15 protein-coding genes are annotated in these 15,411 nt (G+C 66.3%); 7 read left to right on the top strand and 8 right to left on the bottom strand.

Annotation, left to right across the window (positions count from 1 at the left end):
- Positions 1 to 10 precede the first annotated feature (10 nt).
- On the top strand, positions 11 to 631 hold the full coding sequence (locus I0K15_RS00665; RefSeq protein WP_196103534.1) for a helix-turn-helix domain-containing protein: 621 nt from the start codon (positions 11 to 13) through the stop codon (positions 629 to 631).
- Positions 632 to 832: 201 nt separating this feature from the next.
- Positions 833 to 1,180, top strand: a complete 348-nt coding sequence (locus tag I0K15_RS00660) for a hypothetical protein (RefSeq protein ID WP_196103533.1) — start codon at positions 833 to 835, stop codon at positions 1,178 to 1,180.
- A 48-nt stretch (positions 1,181 to 1,228) separates the two neighbouring features.
- Here I0K15_RS00660 and I0K15_RS00655 read toward each other — a convergent pair whose 3' ends face one another.
- The 4 genes from I0K15_RS00655 to I0K15_RS00640 all read right to left on the bottom strand — a co-directional run bounded on the left by I0K15_RS00655 (position 1,229) and on the right by I0K15_RS00640 (position 5,164).
- Positions 1,229 to 1,834, bottom strand: coding sequence for a pyridoxamine 5'-phosphate oxidase family protein (locus I0K15_RS00655; RefSeq protein WP_230374219.1), 606 nt, complete (start codon positions 1,832 to 1,834; stop codon positions 1,229 to 1,231).
- A gap of 111 nt (positions 1,835 to 1,945) precedes the next feature.
- Positions 1,946 to 2,965 (bottom strand): hypothetical protein, encoded by a 1,020-nt coding sequence (locus tag I0K15_RS00650; protein ID WP_196103531.1) that lies wholly within the window; start codon positions 2,963 to 2,965, stop codon positions 1,946 to 1,948.
- Positions 2,966 to 3,228: 263 nt separating this feature from the next.
- On the bottom strand, positions 3,229 to 4,287 hold the full coding sequence (locus I0K15_RS00645) for a patatin-like phospholipase family protein (RefSeq protein ID WP_196103530.1): 1,059 nt from the start codon (positions 4,285 to 4,287) through the stop codon (positions 3,229 to 3,231).
- A gap of 91 nt (positions 4,288 to 4,378) precedes the next feature.
- Positions 4,379 to 5,164, bottom strand: a complete 786-nt coding sequence (locus I0K15_RS00640; RefSeq protein ID WP_196103529.1) for a 3-hydroxybutyrate dehydrogenase — start codon at positions 5,162 to 5,164, stop codon at positions 4,379 to 4,381.
- Between the two features lie 376 nt (positions 5,165 to 5,540).
- Between I0K15_RS00640 and I0K15_RS00635 the strand changes: the two genes are divergently transcribed.
- Both I0K15_RS00635 and I0K15_RS00630 read left to right on the top strand, forming a co-directional pair.
- Positions 5,541 to 7,304, top strand: a complete 1,764-nt coding sequence (locus tag I0K15_RS00635) for an extracellular solute-binding protein (protein WP_230374218.1) — start codon at positions 5,541 to 5,543, stop codon at positions 7,302 to 7,304.
- The gene (locus I0K15_RS00630) at positions 7,279 to 8,145 is read left to right on the top strand and encodes an endonuclease/exonuclease/phosphatase family protein (RefSeq protein ID WP_196103527.1); all 867 of its coding nucleotides are present in this window, start codon (positions 7,279 to 7,281) and stop codon (positions 8,143 to 8,145) included. Before I0K15_RS00635 ends, I0K15_RS00630 begins: the two co-directional genes overlap by 26 nt.
- On the opposite strand, the gene I0K15_RS00625 is transcribed toward I0K15_RS00630, so the two are convergent.
- From I0K15_RS00625 to edd, 4 genes are all read right to left on the bottom strand, one after another.
- On the bottom strand, positions 8,142 to 8,870 hold the full coding sequence (locus tag I0K15_RS00625) for a DUF502 domain-containing protein (protein ID WP_196103526.1): 729 nt from the start codon (positions 8,868 to 8,870) through the stop codon (positions 8,142 to 8,144). The two genes, I0K15_RS00630 and I0K15_RS00625, sit on opposite strands and share 4 nt — an antisense overlap.
- A gap of 157 nt (positions 8,871 to 9,027) precedes the next feature.
- Positions 9,028 to 9,747: an SDR family oxidoreductase gene (locus I0K15_RS00620; protein ID WP_196103525.1), complete on the bottom strand. Its 720-nt coding sequence runs from the start codon at positions 9,745 to 9,747 to the stop codon at positions 9,028 to 9,030.
- Complete coding sequence (locus I0K15_RS00615; protein ID WP_196103524.1) at positions 9,744 to 10,379, bottom strand: bifunctional 4-hydroxy-2-oxoglutarate aldolase/2-dehydro-3-deoxy-phosphogluconate aldolase; 636 nt, start codon at positions 10,377 to 10,379, stop codon at positions 9,744 to 9,746. The genes I0K15_RS00620 and I0K15_RS00615 overlap by 4 nt, the downstream gene beginning before the upstream one ends.
- Positions 10,380 to 10,465: 86 nt before the next feature.
- Positions 10,466 to 12,283: a phosphogluconate dehydratase gene (edd, locus tag I0K15_RS00610; protein WP_196103523.1), complete on the bottom strand. Its 1,818-nt coding sequence runs from the start codon at positions 12,281 to 12,283 to the stop codon at positions 10,466 to 10,468.
- Positions 12,284 to 12,557: 274 nt separating this feature from the next.
- Between edd and I0K15_RS00605 the strand changes: the two genes are divergently transcribed.
- The 3 genes from I0K15_RS00605 to I0K15_RS00595 are packed head-to-tail and all read left to right on the top strand — an operon-like array spanning position 12,558 to position 15,298.
- Positions 12,558 to 13,436: a branched-chain amino acid ABC transporter permease gene (locus I0K15_RS00605; RefSeq protein WP_196103522.1), complete on the top strand. Its 879-nt coding sequence runs from the start codon at positions 12,558 to 12,560 to the stop codon at positions 13,434 to 13,436.
- A 3-nt stretch (positions 13,437 to 13,439) separates the two neighbouring features.
- On the top strand, positions 13,440 to 14,537 hold the full coding sequence (locus I0K15_RS00600) for a branched-chain amino acid ABC transporter permease (RefSeq protein WP_196103521.1): 1,098 nt from the start codon (positions 13,440 to 13,442) through the stop codon (positions 14,535 to 14,537).
- A complete protein-coding gene (locus I0K15_RS00595; protein ID WP_196103520.1) occupies positions 14,534 to 15,298 on the top strand; it encodes an ABC transporter ATP-binding protein in 765 nt (254 codons plus the stop codon). Before I0K15_RS00600 ends, I0K15_RS00595 begins: the two co-directional genes overlap by 4 nt.
- Positions 15,299 to 15,411: the final 113 nt, after the last annotated feature.

Below are 15,411 nucleotides of genomic sequence, written 5' to 3'. Positions count from 1 at the left end.
TCAGCACCCCATGTCAGACGAGACGCCATCCGTCCTGCGCATCGCCCGCGAGGGCGCGCCCGAGGAAACGCCCGAGCCCCTGCGCCTCGGCGAGCGGGTGCGCGCGCTGCGCAAGGCCCGCAACTGGACGCTGGAGCAGGCGGCCCGGCAGGCGGGGCTCGCCCGCTCGACGCTGTCGAAGATCGAGAACGAGCAGATGTCACCGACCTTCGACGCGGTGCAGAAGCTCGCCAAGGGGCTCGACATCTCCGTCCCCCAGCTCTTCACGCCGCCGTCGGAGGAGCGCACGATGGCGCGCCGCGCGCTGACCAGGCGGGGCGAGGGCAAGCCGCTGATTACCGCGACCTACGAGCACGAACTCCTGTCGGGCGAGCTCACCCGCAAGAAGATGCTGCCCTACCGCGCCCGCATCCGCGCCCGCTCCTTCGAGGAGTTCGACGGCTGGGTCCGCCACGACGGCGAGGAGTTCCTCTATGTCCTCACGGGCCGCATCCGCTTCTTCACCGAGTTCTACGAGCCGGTGGAGATGCAGCGCGGCGACAGCGCCTACTACGACGCCGCCATGGGCCACAACGTCATCTCCATCTCCGACGACGACGCGGAGATCCTGTGGGTGACCTCGCTGGGGTGAGGGAACAGAGATTCGCTTCATGGCGCGGCCACGATGCCGTACGTTTCCGGCACCGTAAATCGCCGGACGTTTCCCGCTTCACATAGAAATGCCCAAATCGATTTTTAAGAAGGGCCGAATACCAATCAAAGGTGGCTTGCCGTGAGGGTAGTGTCAGCTTTTATCATCGCTCCAATCGTTCCCGCACTTTTGGCTCTGGGAATGAGCTGGACGATTGATGATCACGTGCATGTGGAGTTCGTCTTGGGTATTGGGGCGACTTTTGGTTATGGGATTGCGGTGCTTGCTGGATTGCCGGCCTATCTATTTTACTTTAGACAGCTGGATCCTGTTCGAGTTATGCCATTCATTTATTTTGCATTATTGATTTCGATGATAAATTTTTACTTATTCGGTATCATCACCATATACCAGTCGGGCTCAGTGTTAGCTTTGCTGTCGGTGACTTACCTCGGCTATAGCCTCCTATTCGCCTTATCTACTGCGATTGCGGTATCTGCATTCTATATGATCGCATTCTACAGCTTCGGCAAACGGTCTCAGCGCTGAACTTGGCCGCCGCATAGTATTCGCTCTGCCTGCCCATCCGTTTCTCGGTTATCCCCTCAGCGCCGCCAGTTCCGCCTCCAGCCGGGCGATCTTTTCGTCGCGTTCGGCGAGGGCTTTGGAGACGTCCTCGGCGCCGAACATCTGGGGGATGTGCTGGGGGCAGTTGGTGTCCCAAGCCGCGACGGTGAAGACGATCGCCTGTTCGGGGCGGGCGCGATAGTTTTCGGGCATCAGCCGCTCGACGAGGAAGGGGTCGTCCTCGATCACCTCCGCCGTGCCCCAGATCTTCACCCGGCGCTGGTTCATGTAGTCCATCAGGAAGAGATACGCCTTGGGGTTCTCCGTCAGGTTCCCCTGGCTGATGAACTGCTTGTTGCCCTTGTAGTCCGCGAAGCCGATCCGGTGGGCGTCGAGCGGGACGAGGAAGCCTTTCGGCCCGCCGCGGTGCTGGATATAGGGCTGCCCGTCTGCCGTCGCCGTGGCGAGGTACGCGCTGTTGCGCTCGGCGAGGAAGGCGCGCAGGTCGGCGGTGATCTCCGTCCGCCAGCCCGTGCTCTCCTCCATCCTGGCATACGCCGCGCGGGAGCCCTTGCGGGCCTGGATCTCCTTCACGGCGGGGGTGAATGCGACGTCGCTGGGATAGGGCCGGGTCATGGCATCCTCCATCGGTGATGATGGGGATATGGACCGATCGGTCCGTAACGACAAGATCCGCGCGGAAACGTGATCGCTCCCGGCCTTATGGCATTGGTCGCGACGCCGTGCCTACTTCTGCGACTGCCAGGTCTCCACGAGTTCCTGCTCGCTTCCGACCGAGCGCCAACGGTCCACGTGGAACTTCGTGACGCAGTTGTCGACGTCGGCCCGGTCCGGCTGGCCGCACAGGAAACGGCCGGTTTCAAGAGCTTGCCGGGACACATCGTAGTGTCTCCGGAAGCGATGCTCGAACGTGTAGGAGTATCGGCTGAACGGATTGTAGGGGATCGCGGCCACGCGCCGTTCCATCGTCAGAACGCTGAAGACCGGTTCGTCGCCGTTGATGTCGAAGGTGGCCAGGTCAGTCGGGGCGTACACCCGTGTATGGTACCGGACCGGCATGTAGCCGCGCTCGTCCTCCGTCAGCTCGCCATTCACCATGTCGGCGAGATCGCTGCCCGCGGGGTTGAAGCCTGCAACGGCGACGTAGTCGATCTGGACGCTCGACAGATCGGCCACGCTGTCGGTGACCCATGGCTGCATTTGGAGCGCCTCTTCGGGTGTCGGTGGCCGTCCGCGCCTGCGGGCCCGGGGCAGCGTCGGGTCTTCCATGATGACTTGCCGCGCCGGCACGGCCCGCAGATCCACGATGCCACTCTCGAACTGCCTGCGGAGCCCGGGCACGACGCCGGCCGCGAGCAGATAGACCGCATCGGGGGTATCGGTCATCACCAGTGCGTCGCAGGCGAAGTAGCAGCCCCCGTGCGCGACGTCCTCTTCAGCCAGGAACAGGATGGTCTTTCCCGACAGATCGATCGGTTCGCCGAGGATCTCGATCGCCGCCACGGCCGCGAGCTGGTCCCTCAGGATCAGGCGATCGGCGATCGGGGGATAGACGAAAACGGAGAGGAAAAGAGCGAGCGCGGCCGCACCGGCAGCGATGTGATACCAGAACAGCAGCAGCGCCAATCCACCGAGGATCCAGTTCAGCGCGACGGCATTGGCGAGCGGGACGTTTCCGTTCGCGGCGATGAACCCGTGCGCCGCACCGCCTGATGCCAGCAGCACCAGGACCCACTTGATGTTCATGCATCCCCCACATGCGTTCTTCAGGATCGTCGGCGTGCGTCCTGGTCAACGGCGCCTCGGATCCAATCCGGACGCGGCCTCTTCGGTTGATGTGCTGAGTGGCTATCTTGCTGGATTCTATCGGAAAAACGAGTTCAACGCAAAATCGCTCGCGCGGACCGTCGCACGACCTTTCGAGAGGGCGCAAGAATTGACGCCCGCGCGGGTGGCTTTCAAGCGCGAGTGTTGGTGTCGAGATACAGCCTTGGCGTGTGTGGGGCCGCCTACTGGAACATCGCCCGCAGATCGACGGTGGAGCGTTCGTTGAGGTCGTTCCAGTGCGCCTTGAGGAACGTGTTCGCGGCCTCGCGCCCCTTCGCCTTCAGCGCCTCCAGCATCGTCCGGTCCGGCTGCAGCTTGGTCGCGACGCCCAGCTTCGCCATCGTCTCGTCATCGCGGATCGAGTGGATCAGTACGTCCTTGAAGCGGTTGCCCCAGCGGGCGTTGCGCAGCACGCCCTCCTCGATCAGGCGGCGGACGAAGTCGATGTTGCGGAGCTCGCGCAGGAGCGAGGAGTTGAAGCTGATCTCGTTGATGCGGTTGAGGATCTCGTGCGCCTTGCGCGGCACCTCCTCCCGCTCCAGCGGGTTGATGTGGACGATCAGCACGTCGCGCGTCTTGGTCTCGTAGAAGAGGGGGAAGAGGGCGGGATTGCCGATATAGCCGCCGTCCCAATAGGCCTCCATCTCGCCGGTCGCGGGATCCGGGATCTCCACCGCGCGGAACAGCGTGGGCAGGCAGGCCGACGCCAGCACCGCGTCGATTGAGATCTCGGCCCCCTCGAACACCTTGATCTTGCCGGTCCGCACATTGGTCGCGCAGATGAATAGCTTTGGCCCCTCCGGATCCTCCATGTGGAAGCAGACCTGGCTCAGCACGTCGCGCAGCGGGTTCACGTCGAGCGGGTTGAGCTCGTAGGGCGAGAACATGCGCGTCAGCGTCTCGCCCGCGAAATAGGCCGGGTTCGACTGGAGCGCGGCGACGGTGGAGGCGATGTCGGGGCTGAGGAACCGCAGCCATTCCAGCGTCGGATTGGACTGCGCGGCGCGGGTGGCGATCTGGTCCCAGAACCAGTCGAGCTTCGCCTTCGCGCCCGCATTTCCGCCCTCGACATAGCCGCATTTCAAGGCAGCCGCGTTCATCGCCCCGGCGGAGGTTGCGGTGATGCCCTCGATCACCAGCTTGTCCTCCTCCAACAGCCGGTCGAGCACGCCCCAGGTCAGCGCCCCGTGCGCGCCGCCGCCCTGCAGCGCCAGATTTACAGCCTTCGTTCCCCGAGCCATGACCACACCCCCTTGGTCCTGCCCCGAAGCTTCTCCGGGGTCTTTCTCAAACTATGGAAGGTCCCGGCGCGGCGGCCGGGACGGTGGCGCGTCAGAGCGCGGTCCAGCCGCCGTCCACGCTGATTGTCGTGCCGGTGATCTGCTCCGCCGCGGGTGAGCACAGGAACGCGACCGTGCCGCCGATCTGCTCCACCGTGGCGAACTGCTTGGAGGGCTGGCGGTCGAGCAGCACCTCCTTCACCGCCGTCTCCCGATCCATGTTGTACTTCTCCATGGTCTCGGGGATCTGCTTTTCCACCAGCGGCGTCATGACGTAGCCGGGGCAGATCGCGTTGCAGGTGATCGGCTCCTCCGCCGTCTCCAGCGCCACGACCTTCGACATGCCCACGACGCCGTGCTTGGCCGAGACGTAGGCGGACTTGTAGGGCGAGGCGGTCAGGCCGTGGGCCGAGGCGATGTTGACGACGCGGCCCCAGCCCGCCTTGCGCATCAGGGGCAGGGCGGCGGCGGTGGTGTGGAAGGCGGAGGTCATGTTGATCGCGATGATCGCGTCCCACTTCTCCGCCGGGAACTCGTCGATGCCCGCGACGTGCTGGATGCCCGCATTGTTGATCAGGATGTCGACCTTGCCGAAGCGCTCCGCCGCCTTTTCGACCAGCGCGCGGCACTCGTCGCCCTTCGACATGTCCGCCTTGATGTAGACGGCCTCCGTCCCGTGTTCGGAGGCGATCTTCTCGGCCAGTTCGTGATCCTCGGGATTGTCAGAGAAGGAGTTCAGCACCACCTTAGCCCCCTGCCGGGCCAGCTCCTCGGCCACGCCGAGGCCGATGCCCGAGTTCGATCCGGTGATGACGGCGACCTTGTCTTTGACGGACATTGGGGGAGCTCCTTCTTCGTGCGACATTCCGTTCCGCAACACATAGATGCTGCGCGTGCGAAGGCGACCGGAAATCGCGATTCTGAACCCTTCGGGACGGATCGTGCGCTCGGGAGCCTCGCGGGCAGGGGAATGGGGCGCGATCAGGCCCTTGGAACCACGCAGAAAAAAACCCCCTCGCAAGCGAGGGGGTTGAGTGTTGAGGCAGGTTTCATACAGGCAAGAAACCTATCGAGCAGTGGCTTCAATATAGGGATCAGGGCCCTCCAACACAAAGATAATTTTTTGCGCCGCCCCCCGCCGCCCTGTAGGGTTGCGCGAAGAAATCCATAACAAACAGGCAGATGGTGCAGATATGTCACGAGTGGTCTTAGCTTTGGCAACAGCGTTCGCCCTCACCTCCCCCGCGGTGGCCGAGCCGCAGCATGGCATCGCTATGTACGGTGAACCGGCCCTGCCACCAGATTTTGCGCATCTGCCCTACGCCAACCCCGCCGCGCCGCAGGGCGGGGCGATCATCTACGGCGAGGCCAGCACCTTCGACAGTCTCAATCCGTTCATCCAGCGCGGCCGTGCGCCCTGGGGCGTGCGCGCCCATACGGTCGAGAGCCTGATGGGCCGGAATTACGACGAGCCCTTCGCACTTTACGGTCTGCTCGCCGAATCGGTGGAGACCGGACCGAATCGCGAATGGGTGGAATTCACCCTCAACCCCGCCGCCCGCTTCTCCGACGGCAGCCCGGTCACGGTCGAGGATGTGGTCTGGTCGATGCAGATCCTTGGCGAGGAGGGCCACGGCCGCTACCGCGCGGCCTGGGACGGCGTCGAAAGCTGGGAGCAGACGGGCGAACGCTCCGTCCGCTTCAACCTCACTGGTGAGAACCTGGAGCTGCCGCTGATCCTCGCCATGCGCCCGATCCTGAAGAAGGGCGACTGGGACGACCGCGATTTCACCGCGAGCAACCTCGACCCCTTCGTCGCCTCCGGCCCCTATACGGTCGGCGCATTCGAGCCGGGCCGCTTCATCGAGTTCGACCGCAACCCCGACTACTGGGGCAACGAGCTCGGCTTCAACCGCGGGCGGCACAATTTCGAGACCATCCGCTACGAGTTCTTCGGCAATGGGGACGCCGCCTGGCAGGGCTTCACCTCCGGCGAGACAAACATGCGGGTCGAATGGGACGCGGCGCGCTGGGCCACCGAGTACGACTTCCCGCGCGCAGAGCGGGGCGAGGTCGTGCTCAGCGAGGTGCCGCACCAGCGCCCCACCGGGATGGAGGGCTTCGTGATGAACACGCGGCGCGACATCTTCGCCGACATCCGCGTGCGCGATGCCATGATCCACGCCTTCAACTTCGAATGGATCAACGGGCGCCTGAACGAGGGGCTGCCAGAGCGCATCACTTCCTACTTCTCCAACTCCCAGCTCGCCTTCGAAGGGGAGGCCACGGGGCTGGAGCGCGAGTTGCTGGAGCCCTTCGCCGACACGCTGCCCGCCGACGTGTTCGAGGCCTATGCCTTGCCCGAGGGCGACGACGACGTGCGCAACCGCCGCAACCTGCGCACCGCGCAGCGACTGCTCGCCGACGCCGGCTGGACGCTTCAGAACGGCGCGCTGGTCAACGAGGCGGGCACGCCCTTCGCCTTCGAGATCCTGCTCGGCGCCTCCGAAAACGAGCCCGTCGCCAACATCTACGCCGACGCGCTCGGGCGGCTCGGCATGGACGTGACCATCACCCTGGTCGATAGCGCGCAGTACACCGAACGCCTGCTCGACTACGACTACGACATGGTGCCGATCACCTGGCGCATGTCGCTGTCCCCGGGCACCGAGCAGCGGCTCTACTGGGGCTCGGACGGGGTGACGGAGCAGGGCAGCCGCAACTACATGGGCGTGGACAGCCCGGCGGTGGACGCACTGATCGAGAATCTCATTGACGCAGGCTCGGAGGAGGAGTTTCTGGCCACGACCCGGGCGCTCGACCGCGTGCTGACCACGGGTCGCTATGTCGTCCCGTTCTGGCACACGCCCGTCACCCTTGTCGCCCATGGCGCGGAGCTGCACTACCCCGAGGAGCTGCCCATCTATGGTTACTGGATCGGCTTCGCCCCCGATGTCTGGTGGTACGAGGCGAACTAGCCGGCTGCTGCTCCAGCTCGCGCGACTCGGCGCGCTGGCGGGGTTCTGCTTCGGCTATCTCGGCGCGCTGCATCCGTTCTTCGACAGCTTCGCGCCGTTCCGGCTGCACCTGCTGGCGGTCGTGGTGGCGCTGTCCCTGTTGCTCGGCTGGCGGCGCATGGTGGTCGCCGCGATCCTAGTGGTGATCGTCGCGCAGGACGTGTTCGCGACCGGCGCGCCGGTGGCCGGCGAGCCCCTGACGGCGTGGAGCCACAACTTGCGCTTCGACAATCCCGCGCCGCTGGCCGAGGCCGAGCGGATCCGCGCCGCCGACCCGGACCTCGTGATGCTGCAGGAGGTCTCCACCCCCAACGCCGCGATCGTCGAGGCGCTTGCCGACCGCTACGAGGGCCGGCTGATCTGTCCCGGCGTGACCGCGGTGGGCGGCCCGGCGGTGATGGCGCGCGAGGCCTTCCTCGACCAGGGCTGCGAGCTCGGCCTCGCCTGGGCCCGGATCGAAACGGTGCACGGTCCGCTCACCGTCGCCTCGCTCCACGTCCACTGGCCCTGGCCCTTCGAGCAGGCGGAGGACATCGCGCGCCTCTCCGCGGTGGTCGAGACCCTGCCGCGACCGCTCATCGTCGCCGGTGACTTCAACAACTCCGCCTGGAGCCACGCGGTCCACGCCATGTCCGACGCTGCCGCGGCGCAGGCGATCCCGGGCTGGCGCAACACCTTTCCCAGCTTCGCCGTCCACCTCGATCACGTGCTGCTGGGTGCGGGCTGGACCGGGGAGGTCGACGTGCGCGCGGTCGGCGGCTCCGACCACACGGCGCTCCTCACCCGGTTCGGGCCGCGCTAGACGCTCTCACGCCGCTTCGTCGGCTCGCCCCGGCGGTTGGCGACGCGCACGCCCGCGGCCTTTTCGGCGGCGGTGGGCGGCGTCACGAGCCCAGCGGAGATGATGAGCTTCGCCGCATCCTCCACCTCCATATCGAGCATCACGACATCGCGCCGCGGCACGAAGAGCAGGAAGCCGCTCGTCGGGTTCGGCGTCGTGGGCAGGAAGACGGAGATCAGCCGATCGTCCGGCAGCTTCTGCGCCACCTCACCCTTCGTCTCGGTCGACACGAACGCGACGGCCCAGATGCCCTGCCGCGGATACTCGATCAGGCAGGCCTGGGAGAACGAGCTGCCGTTCTGGCTCAGGATCGTCTCGGCGATCTGCTTGATGCCGTTGTAGATAGAGCCCACGACCGGCGTCCGCTCGAAGATCCCCTCGTACCACCGCAGGATCGACCGCCCGACGAGGCCGCGCGTGATATAGCCGACCATCGCAGTGAAGAGGAGGAAGATGATGACGCCGAAGCCCGGAACGCCGCGGCCCAGATAGGTCGCGGGGTTGTAGACCGCGGGCACCAGCGGCACGACGCGCGCGTCGATCGCGGTGATCACGGTCCAGGTCAGCCACAGCGTGAGCCCCACCGGCGCCACGATGACGAGGCCCGTCAGGAAGTAGCCGCGCCAGCGTTGCAGCATCGAGGGGCGCGGCGCGCGCGGACGGCGATTTTTCGGCGAGCGGGCCATGGGAGTTCCGTTCCTGTGTCGTCGCAAAGAGATAGCGGCGGATCAGCCGACTGTTAAGGCTCACTCTGCATGTGTCGGGTCTTTCCGCCGGCCAAATGCCCTTCACGTCACGAAGCGAGGAGCGGATCGGCGGTGGATTGCCGGGGCGGGCCGCGCGTCAATCGGCGTAGATCATCTTCCGCGTCATCCCGCCATCCACAACTACCTGCGTGCCGGTCACGAAGCCCGCATCGGCGAGCCAGGCCACGGTCTCCGCCACATCCCGCGCCGTGCCTACCCGCCCGGCGGGATGCTGCGCATGGTCGGTCTCGGTGAGTTCCGCGGCTGCACCGCCCGGCCGCAACGCGCCGACCTCGATCCAGCCCGGCAGGATCGCGTTCGCCCGAATGTCTGGGCCGAGGCTCACGGCGAGCGCATGGGTGAAAGCGGTCAGCGCGCCTTTGGCAGCGGCATAGGCCTCCGTGTCCGGTTCGGACATCAGCGCCCGGGTCGAGGCGATATTGACAATGGAGCCCTTGGCGGCGCGCAGGGCGGGGACGCAGGCGCGGGTGACGAGGAAGGCGCCCGTGAGGTGACTGTCGAGCATCGCGCGCCAGTCGGCGAGCGCCAGCTCCTCGATCTGCCCGGTCACCGGGTTCGCGCGCCCGGCATTGTTCACCAGGAGGTCGAGCCGATCGAGCGCAAGCGTCTCCAACACACCGGCCACCGCCGCCTCGTTGCTCACATCGCAGAGATGCCCGGTGATCCCATCGAGGGCCGCAAGCGCCTCCGCGTCCGTATCCAGCACGTCGACCTGCCAGCCCTGCGCCGCGAGGTGCTGCGCCGTGCCCAGCCCGATCCCCTTTGCGCCGCCGGTAACGAGGGCCCGCCGTGTCACCGGTTGCAGAGGGCGAGGGCGGTTTCGCGGGCGAGCTTCTCGATGCCGGCCCAGTCGCCTTCGACCATCATGCTCTTGGGCGCGACCCAGGAGCCGCCGACCGTGACCACGTTGGGCAGGTCGAGATACTCCTTCGCGTTCTTCAGGCTGACGCCGCCCGTGGGGCAGAACTTGATGTGGGGCAAGGGCGAGGACAGCGCCTTGAGCATCGGCGCGCCGCCGGCGGCGGAGGCGGGGAAGAACTTCACCACCTCGAAGCCGCTATCGGCGAGGTCCATCGCCTCGGTCGGCGTCGCACAGCCGGGCAGGAAGGGCATGCCCGCGTCGATCACCCGCTCGATCAGCGCGGCCGGGGCGCCCGGCGAGACGCCGAATGCGCAGCCCGCCTCGAGGCAATCGTCCACGTCGCGCGGTGTCTTCAGCGTGCCTGCGCCCACGATGGCGCCTTCGACCCCCGCCTTGATCCGGCGGATCGCCTCCAGCGCCGCATCGCTGCGCAGCGTGATCTCCAGCGTCGTGATCCCGCCCGCGACCAGCGCCGTGGCGAGCGGAACGGCGTGGTCGGGATCCTCGATCACGATCACGGGGATCATTGGGGCGGAGCGGGCAAGCTCCAGGGTCGAGAGGGTCATGGGGTCCTCCTGTTATCCGGCCGTGCGGCCGCTTGGCCGGGGGCGGGAGCCTCCGGCGGGGATATTTCAAGACAGATGAAGCGGGATCACTCCGCGGCAAACAGGACGCTCGCGCCCCCCTCGGCCGGACCCACATTCTGGCGGAAGGCGGTGAAGAGCTCGCGCCCGATGCCGAACTGGTTGGCGGAAAGATCGGCGGTCACGGCCTCGCGCGCCTCGAAATCCTCGGCGAGGACCTCCAGCGTTCCGGCCTCGCCATCGACCCGGATCAGGTCGCCGTCGCGCAGCTTCGCGATCGGGCCGCCATCCGCCGCTTCGGGGGAGAGGTGGATCGCGGCGGGCACCTTGCCGGAAGCTCCGGACATCCGGCCATCTGTTACAAGAGCGACCTTGAAGCCCTTATCCTGTAACACACCGAGCAGCGGGGTGAGCGAGTGCAGTTCCGGCATGCCGTTCGCCTGCGGACCCTGGAAGCGGACGACGCAGACCACGTCCTGCTCCAGCTCACCGGCGTTGAACGCGGCCTTCACATCGGCCTGGTCGTGGAAGATGCGGGCGGGCGCCTCGATCACCCGGCGCTCGGGCTTCACGGCGGAGGTCTTGATGACCGCGGTGCCGAGATTGCCGGTCAGCAGCGTCAGGCCGCCGGTCGCCTGGAAGGGAGAGGCCGCGGGGCGCAGGATCATGTCATTGCCGCTGTCCGCCGGGCCGTCCTTCCACGTGATCTCCCCATTCTCGATGGTCGGCTCCTTGGTGTAGTGGGTCAGGCCCTCGCCCGCGACGGTGCGCACGTCCTCGTGCAGCAGGCCTTCGGACAGGAGCTCGCGGATCATGTATTGCAGCCCGCCCGCGGCGTGGAATTGGTTCACGTCGGCGAGGCCGTTGGGATAGACCTTGGCCATCAGCGGGGTGAGGGAGGAGAGGTCGCTCATATCCTCCCACGTGATGGCGATGCCGGCGGCCCGCGCCATGGCGACGAGGTGCAGGATCAGGTTGGTGGAGCCCCCCGTGGCGTGCAGGCCGACCATGCCATTGACGAAGGCGCGCTCGTCGAGGACCTCGCCGCAGGGTGTGAATTCGTTGCCGGCGGCGGTGATCTGGAGCGCGCGGCGAGTGGCGGCTTTCGTCAGCGCGTCGCGCAGCTCGGTGCCGGGGTTTACGAAGCTTGCGCCGGGCAGGTGCAGGCCCATGAACTCCATCAGCATCTGGTTGGTGTTGGCGGTGCCGTAGAAGGTGCAGGTGCCGGGGCTATGGTAGCTCGCCATCTCCGCCTTCAAGAGCTCGTCGCGCCCGATCTCGCCCTTGGCGAATTGCTGGCGCACGCGGGCCTTCTCGTCGTTTGGCAGGCCGGAGGGCATGGGGCCCGCGGGGACGAAGACCGCTGGGATATGCCCGAAGGTCGCCGCCGCGATCACGAGGCCCGGCACGATCTTGTCGCAGATGCCAAGATACATGGCGGCATCATAGGCGTTATGGCTGAGGCCCACCCCGGCGGCGAGCGCGATCACGTCGCGGGAGAAGAGTGACAGCTCCATGCCCGGCTGCCCTTGGGTGACGCCGTCGCACATGGCCGGAACGCCGCCTGCGACCTGCGCGGCCCCGCCTGCGGCGCGTGCCTCGGCCCGGATCATCTCGGGGAAGGTCTCGTAGGGCTTATGCGCCGAGAGCATGTCGTTGTAGGCGGTGATGATCCCGATATTCCCGGCATCGGTGAAGGAGATCGCCTCCTTGTCCGCCGTTCCGCAGCCCGCCGTCACATGCGCCATGTTTCCGCAGGACAGCGCCTTGCGGTGCGGGCCGTCATCCGCGGCCCGGCGGATCCGGTCGAGATAGGGTTCCCGAAGCGGTTTGGATCGCTCGATGATGCGGTCGGTGACGGCCTGAAGCTCGGCGCGGACGGTCATGGGAGTTCCTCCGGTGAGGCATGGCGGCGGGCAACCCGGCGGCCTGCCGCTTTTGACGTTACGTATAAGGTTGCGGTCCCATGCGAACAAGGCGGGAGCCCGGGTTCGAAGCCTGCGAAATCCCGCGCGGACCGGCAGCATTCTTGCGCGCTTTCCGCAACGTAAGGTCACATTTGTGGCGCGATAAAGCCTTGCAATGACACCGGTCGCCGTCATGCTGGTGTCACGGAGGAGCGGCGTCAGACCGCCCCCGCCCATGGGAGGGGAGCTGCGCATGGACGTGGCGCAACTGCTGATCGGCGGCATCGCCAACGGCTGCATCTACGGACTCGTCGCCCTCGGCTTCGTGCTGATCTACAAGGCGAGCGAGGCGGTGAACTTCGCGCAGGGCGACATGCTGATGCTCGGCGCGTTCCTGGGCCTCACCTTCATCAATTCGGACCGGGCGGACCTGCCCTTCGTCGTGGGGATCACGGCGGCGGCGATCTGCCTTGGCGCCTTCGCCTATGCGCTCGACCGCTTCGTGTTGCGCGCGATCTTCGGACAGCCGCATTTCGCCATGGTGATCCTGACGATCGCCCTGGGCTTCATCCTGCGGTTCGCGGCAGGCTCCATCTGGGGCTACGACCCGGTCTCGCTGGAGACGCCGTTCGCGGGCGAGATCCTGCGCTTCGGTGGGCTGACGCTGGCGGTGGCGGACCTGATCATCATCGTGGCGACCTGCGCGCTGACCATGGTGCTGTGGCTGTTCTTCGCGAAGACGCGGCTGGGCGTGGCGATGCAGGCGAGCTCGCAGAACCAGATGGCGGCCTATTACATGGGCATACCGGTGAAGCGGGTGAACTCCATCGTCTGGGCGCTGTCGGGCGTGGTCTCGGCCATTGCAGGCGTGCTCTTCGCCGCGAAGGGGGCGATTGAACCTGCGGTCGGGTTGCTCTTCGGCATCAAGGCGTTCGCGGCCGCTGTGATCGGCGGCTTCGGCTCGCTGCCCGGGGCGCTGATGGGCGGCCTACTGATCGGCGTGGTCGAGCAGTTCGCCGCCCGCTACGCGCCCTCCGGCACCGCGCAGATCGCGCCCTACGCGCTGATGCTGCTGGTTCTGATCCTGCGCCCCGGCGGGCTGTTCGCGCAGATCGCGCAGAAGAAGGTCTAGGCCATGCGGGTCCACTTCAAGAAGAGCTATGACGAGGATATCCGCCTCTTCGAGGACTGGCGGCGCGCGGCGAAATACGGCGTGCTGATCGCCCTCATGACCGCGCTGCCGTTCCTCATCAGCGACTACATCCTCGGCGAGGTCACGCTGGTGCTGGTCTGGTGCATCGCGGGGATGGGCCTGATGATCCTCGCCGGGCACACGGGGCAGGTGAGCCTCGGCCATGCGGCCTTCATGGCGATCGGGGCGTTTTCAAACCTCTGGTTCATGTCGCAGGGCATGCATTTCCTGATCGCCCTGCCGCTCGCCGCGATCTTCACAGGCGTGATCGGAGCGGTAATCGCGCTGCCGATCCTCCGCCTCTCCGGCATCTACCTCGCCATCGCGACGCTGGCGCTCTCCATCATCGTGGAGGACATCGCCATCGTCGCAGAGCCCTATACCGGCGGCGTCGCGGGCGTCTTCGCCCCGCCGATCGAGATGTTCGGCCTGACCATCGATCGCTACGGTTCGCCCAAGGCCTTCTATTGGATGTGCCTGATCTGCGTCGTCGTGGTCACGCTGGGCTACGCGAACCTGCTGCGCTCGGCGACTGGCCGGTCGTTCCTCGCCGTGCGCGACAGCGAGGTTTCGGCCCGCGCGCTGGGCGTGAACGTGACGCGGACCAAGGCGCTGGCCTTCGGCCTCTCCTGCGCGGTGACGGGGCTGGCGGGCGCGCTCTACGCCCATTTCATCCAGATCGTGAACTACGAGAGCTTCCTGATCCTGATCTCAATCACCTTGGTGCTGCAGGTGGTGATCGGGGGCCTCGGCTCGATCCACGGGGCGTTCTTCGGTGCCATCGTCGTGGGGCTCCTGCCGCAAGGCATCGCGATCCTGCGCGACTTCCTGCAAGGCTCGGTCGGCATCGACATCTCCGCCTATCCGGGCATCGACACGGCGGTCTTCGCCGCGATCATCGTCGCGATCGTGATCTACGAACCATTGGGCCTCTATGGTTTCTACATGAAGCTCAAGGCGCAGTGGCAGCTCTTCCCGCTTGCCCGCCGCGACATGTTCCGCCGCTCGAAGTCCTACCTGAAGACGGAGCGGATGCGATGAGCCTGCTCAGCGTCACCGATCTCGCGATCCATTTCGGCGGAGTGAAGGCCGTGGACGGCGTGAGTTTCGAGGTCGAGCCGGGCGAAGTCTTCACCATCGTGGGGCCGAACGGGGCTGGGAAGTCGACGATCTTCAACCTGATCTCGCGCTTCTACCAGCCGACGCACGGGCGGATCGTCTTCGACGGGGAGGACATCACGAACACGCCCGCGCACCATATCGCGGAACTCGGCATCGCGCGGACGTTCCAGAACATCGAGCTCTTCGACCATTCGACGGTGCTCCAGAACCTGCTGGTCGGGCGGCATACGAAGCGGCGGGCGACGTGGCTGGAGGATGTGCTGCACCTGCCGCGCTCCCGTTCGAATGAGCGGGAGGCGCGGCGCGCCGTGGAGGAGGTGATCGACTTCCTCGACCTCGCGGCCTACCGCGACAAGATGATCGCGGGCCTGCCCTATGGCGTGCGCAAGGTGGTCGAGATCGCCCGCGCGCTCGCCTGCAACCCGCGCCTGATCCTGCTCGACGAGCCTGCCTCGGGCCTGTCGGTCGAGGAGACCTCCGACATGGCCTTCTGGATCGAGGACATGCAGAAGGATCTGGGCCTCACGGTGCTCATGGTGGAGCACGACATGAGCCTTGTGTCCGCCGTGTCCGACCGGGTGCTGGCCGTGGCCGAGGGCAAGCCGCTCGCCATGGGCACCAGCGCCGAGGTGCAGTCCGATCCGAAGGTGATCGAGGCCTATCTGGGGACGGCGGCATGATGGGGTGGCGCAACAGAAGGCCAGCGCCCGACCTCGGGGGGGCGTTTAGAACGGCTCTGTGGCGTCGCTTTACTTCTCAAGCCCGTAGGTCGGTCTTTCTGCGCATGACCCAA

This window comes from Pontivivens ytuae (genome assembly GCF_015679265.1).
Lineage (GTDB): Bacteria > Pseudomonadota > Alphaproteobacteria > Rhodobacterales > Rhodobacteraceae > Pontivivens > Pontivivens ytuae.
The sequence above is the reverse complement of the archived record's forward strand: the minus strand, read 5'-3'. Positions and strand labels throughout refer to the sequence as shown.

Bases quoted from the DNA above. Each gene is read 5' to 3' on its own strand.
- I0K15_RS00640 (WP_196103529.1), bottom strand. From the start codon at position 5,164: ATGTCCGTCAAAGACAAGGTCGCCGTCATCACCGGATCGAACTCGGGC.
- I0K15_RS00615 (WP_196103524.1), bottom strand. From the start codon at position 10,379: ATGACCCTCTCGACCCTGGAGCTTGCCCGCTCCGCCCCAATGATCCCC.
- I0K15_RS00655 (WP_230374219.1), bottom strand. From the start codon at position 1,834: ATGACCCGGCCCTATCCCAGCGACGTCGCATTCACCCCCGCCGTGAAG.
- I0K15_RS00605 (WP_196103522.1), top strand. From the start codon at position 12,558: ATGGACGTGGCGCAACTGCTGATCGGCGGCATCGCCAACGGCTGCATC.
- I0K15_RS00645 (WP_196103530.1), bottom strand. From the start codon at position 4,287: ATGGCTCGGGGAACGAAGGCTGTAAATCTGGCGCTGCAGGGCGGCGGC.
- I0K15_RS00660 (WP_196103533.1), top strand. From the start codon at position 833: ATGAGCTGGACGATTGATGATCACGTGCATGTGGAGTTCGTCTTGGGT.
- I0K15_RS00595 (WP_196103520.1), top strand. From the start codon at position 14,534: ATGAGCCTGCTCAGCGTCACCGATCTCGCGATCCATTTCGGCGGAGTG.
- I0K15_RS00625 (WP_196103526.1), bottom strand. From the start codon at position 8,870: ATGGCCCGCTCGCCGAAAAATCGCCGTCCGCGCGCGCCGCGCCCCTCG.
- I0K15_RS00630 (WP_196103527.1), top strand. From the start codon at position 7,279: ATGTCTGGTGGTACGAGGCGAACTAGCCGGCTGCTGCTCCAGCTCGCG.
- I0K15_RS00665 (WP_196103534.1), top strand. From the start codon at position 11: ATGTCAGACGAGACGCCATCCGTCCTGCGCATCGCCCGCGAGGGCGCG.
- I0K15_RS00650 (WP_196103531.1), bottom strand. From the start codon at position 2,965: ATGAACATCAAGTGGGTCCTGGTGCTGCTGGCATCAGGCGGTGCGGCG.
- I0K15_RS00600 (WP_196103521.1), top strand. From the start codon at position 13,440: ATGCGGGTCCACTTCAAGAAGAGCTATGACGAGGATATCCGCCTCTTC.
- edd (WP_196103523.1), bottom strand. From the start codon at position 12,283: ATGACCGTCCGCGCCGAGCTTCAGGCCGTCACCGACCGCATCATCGAG.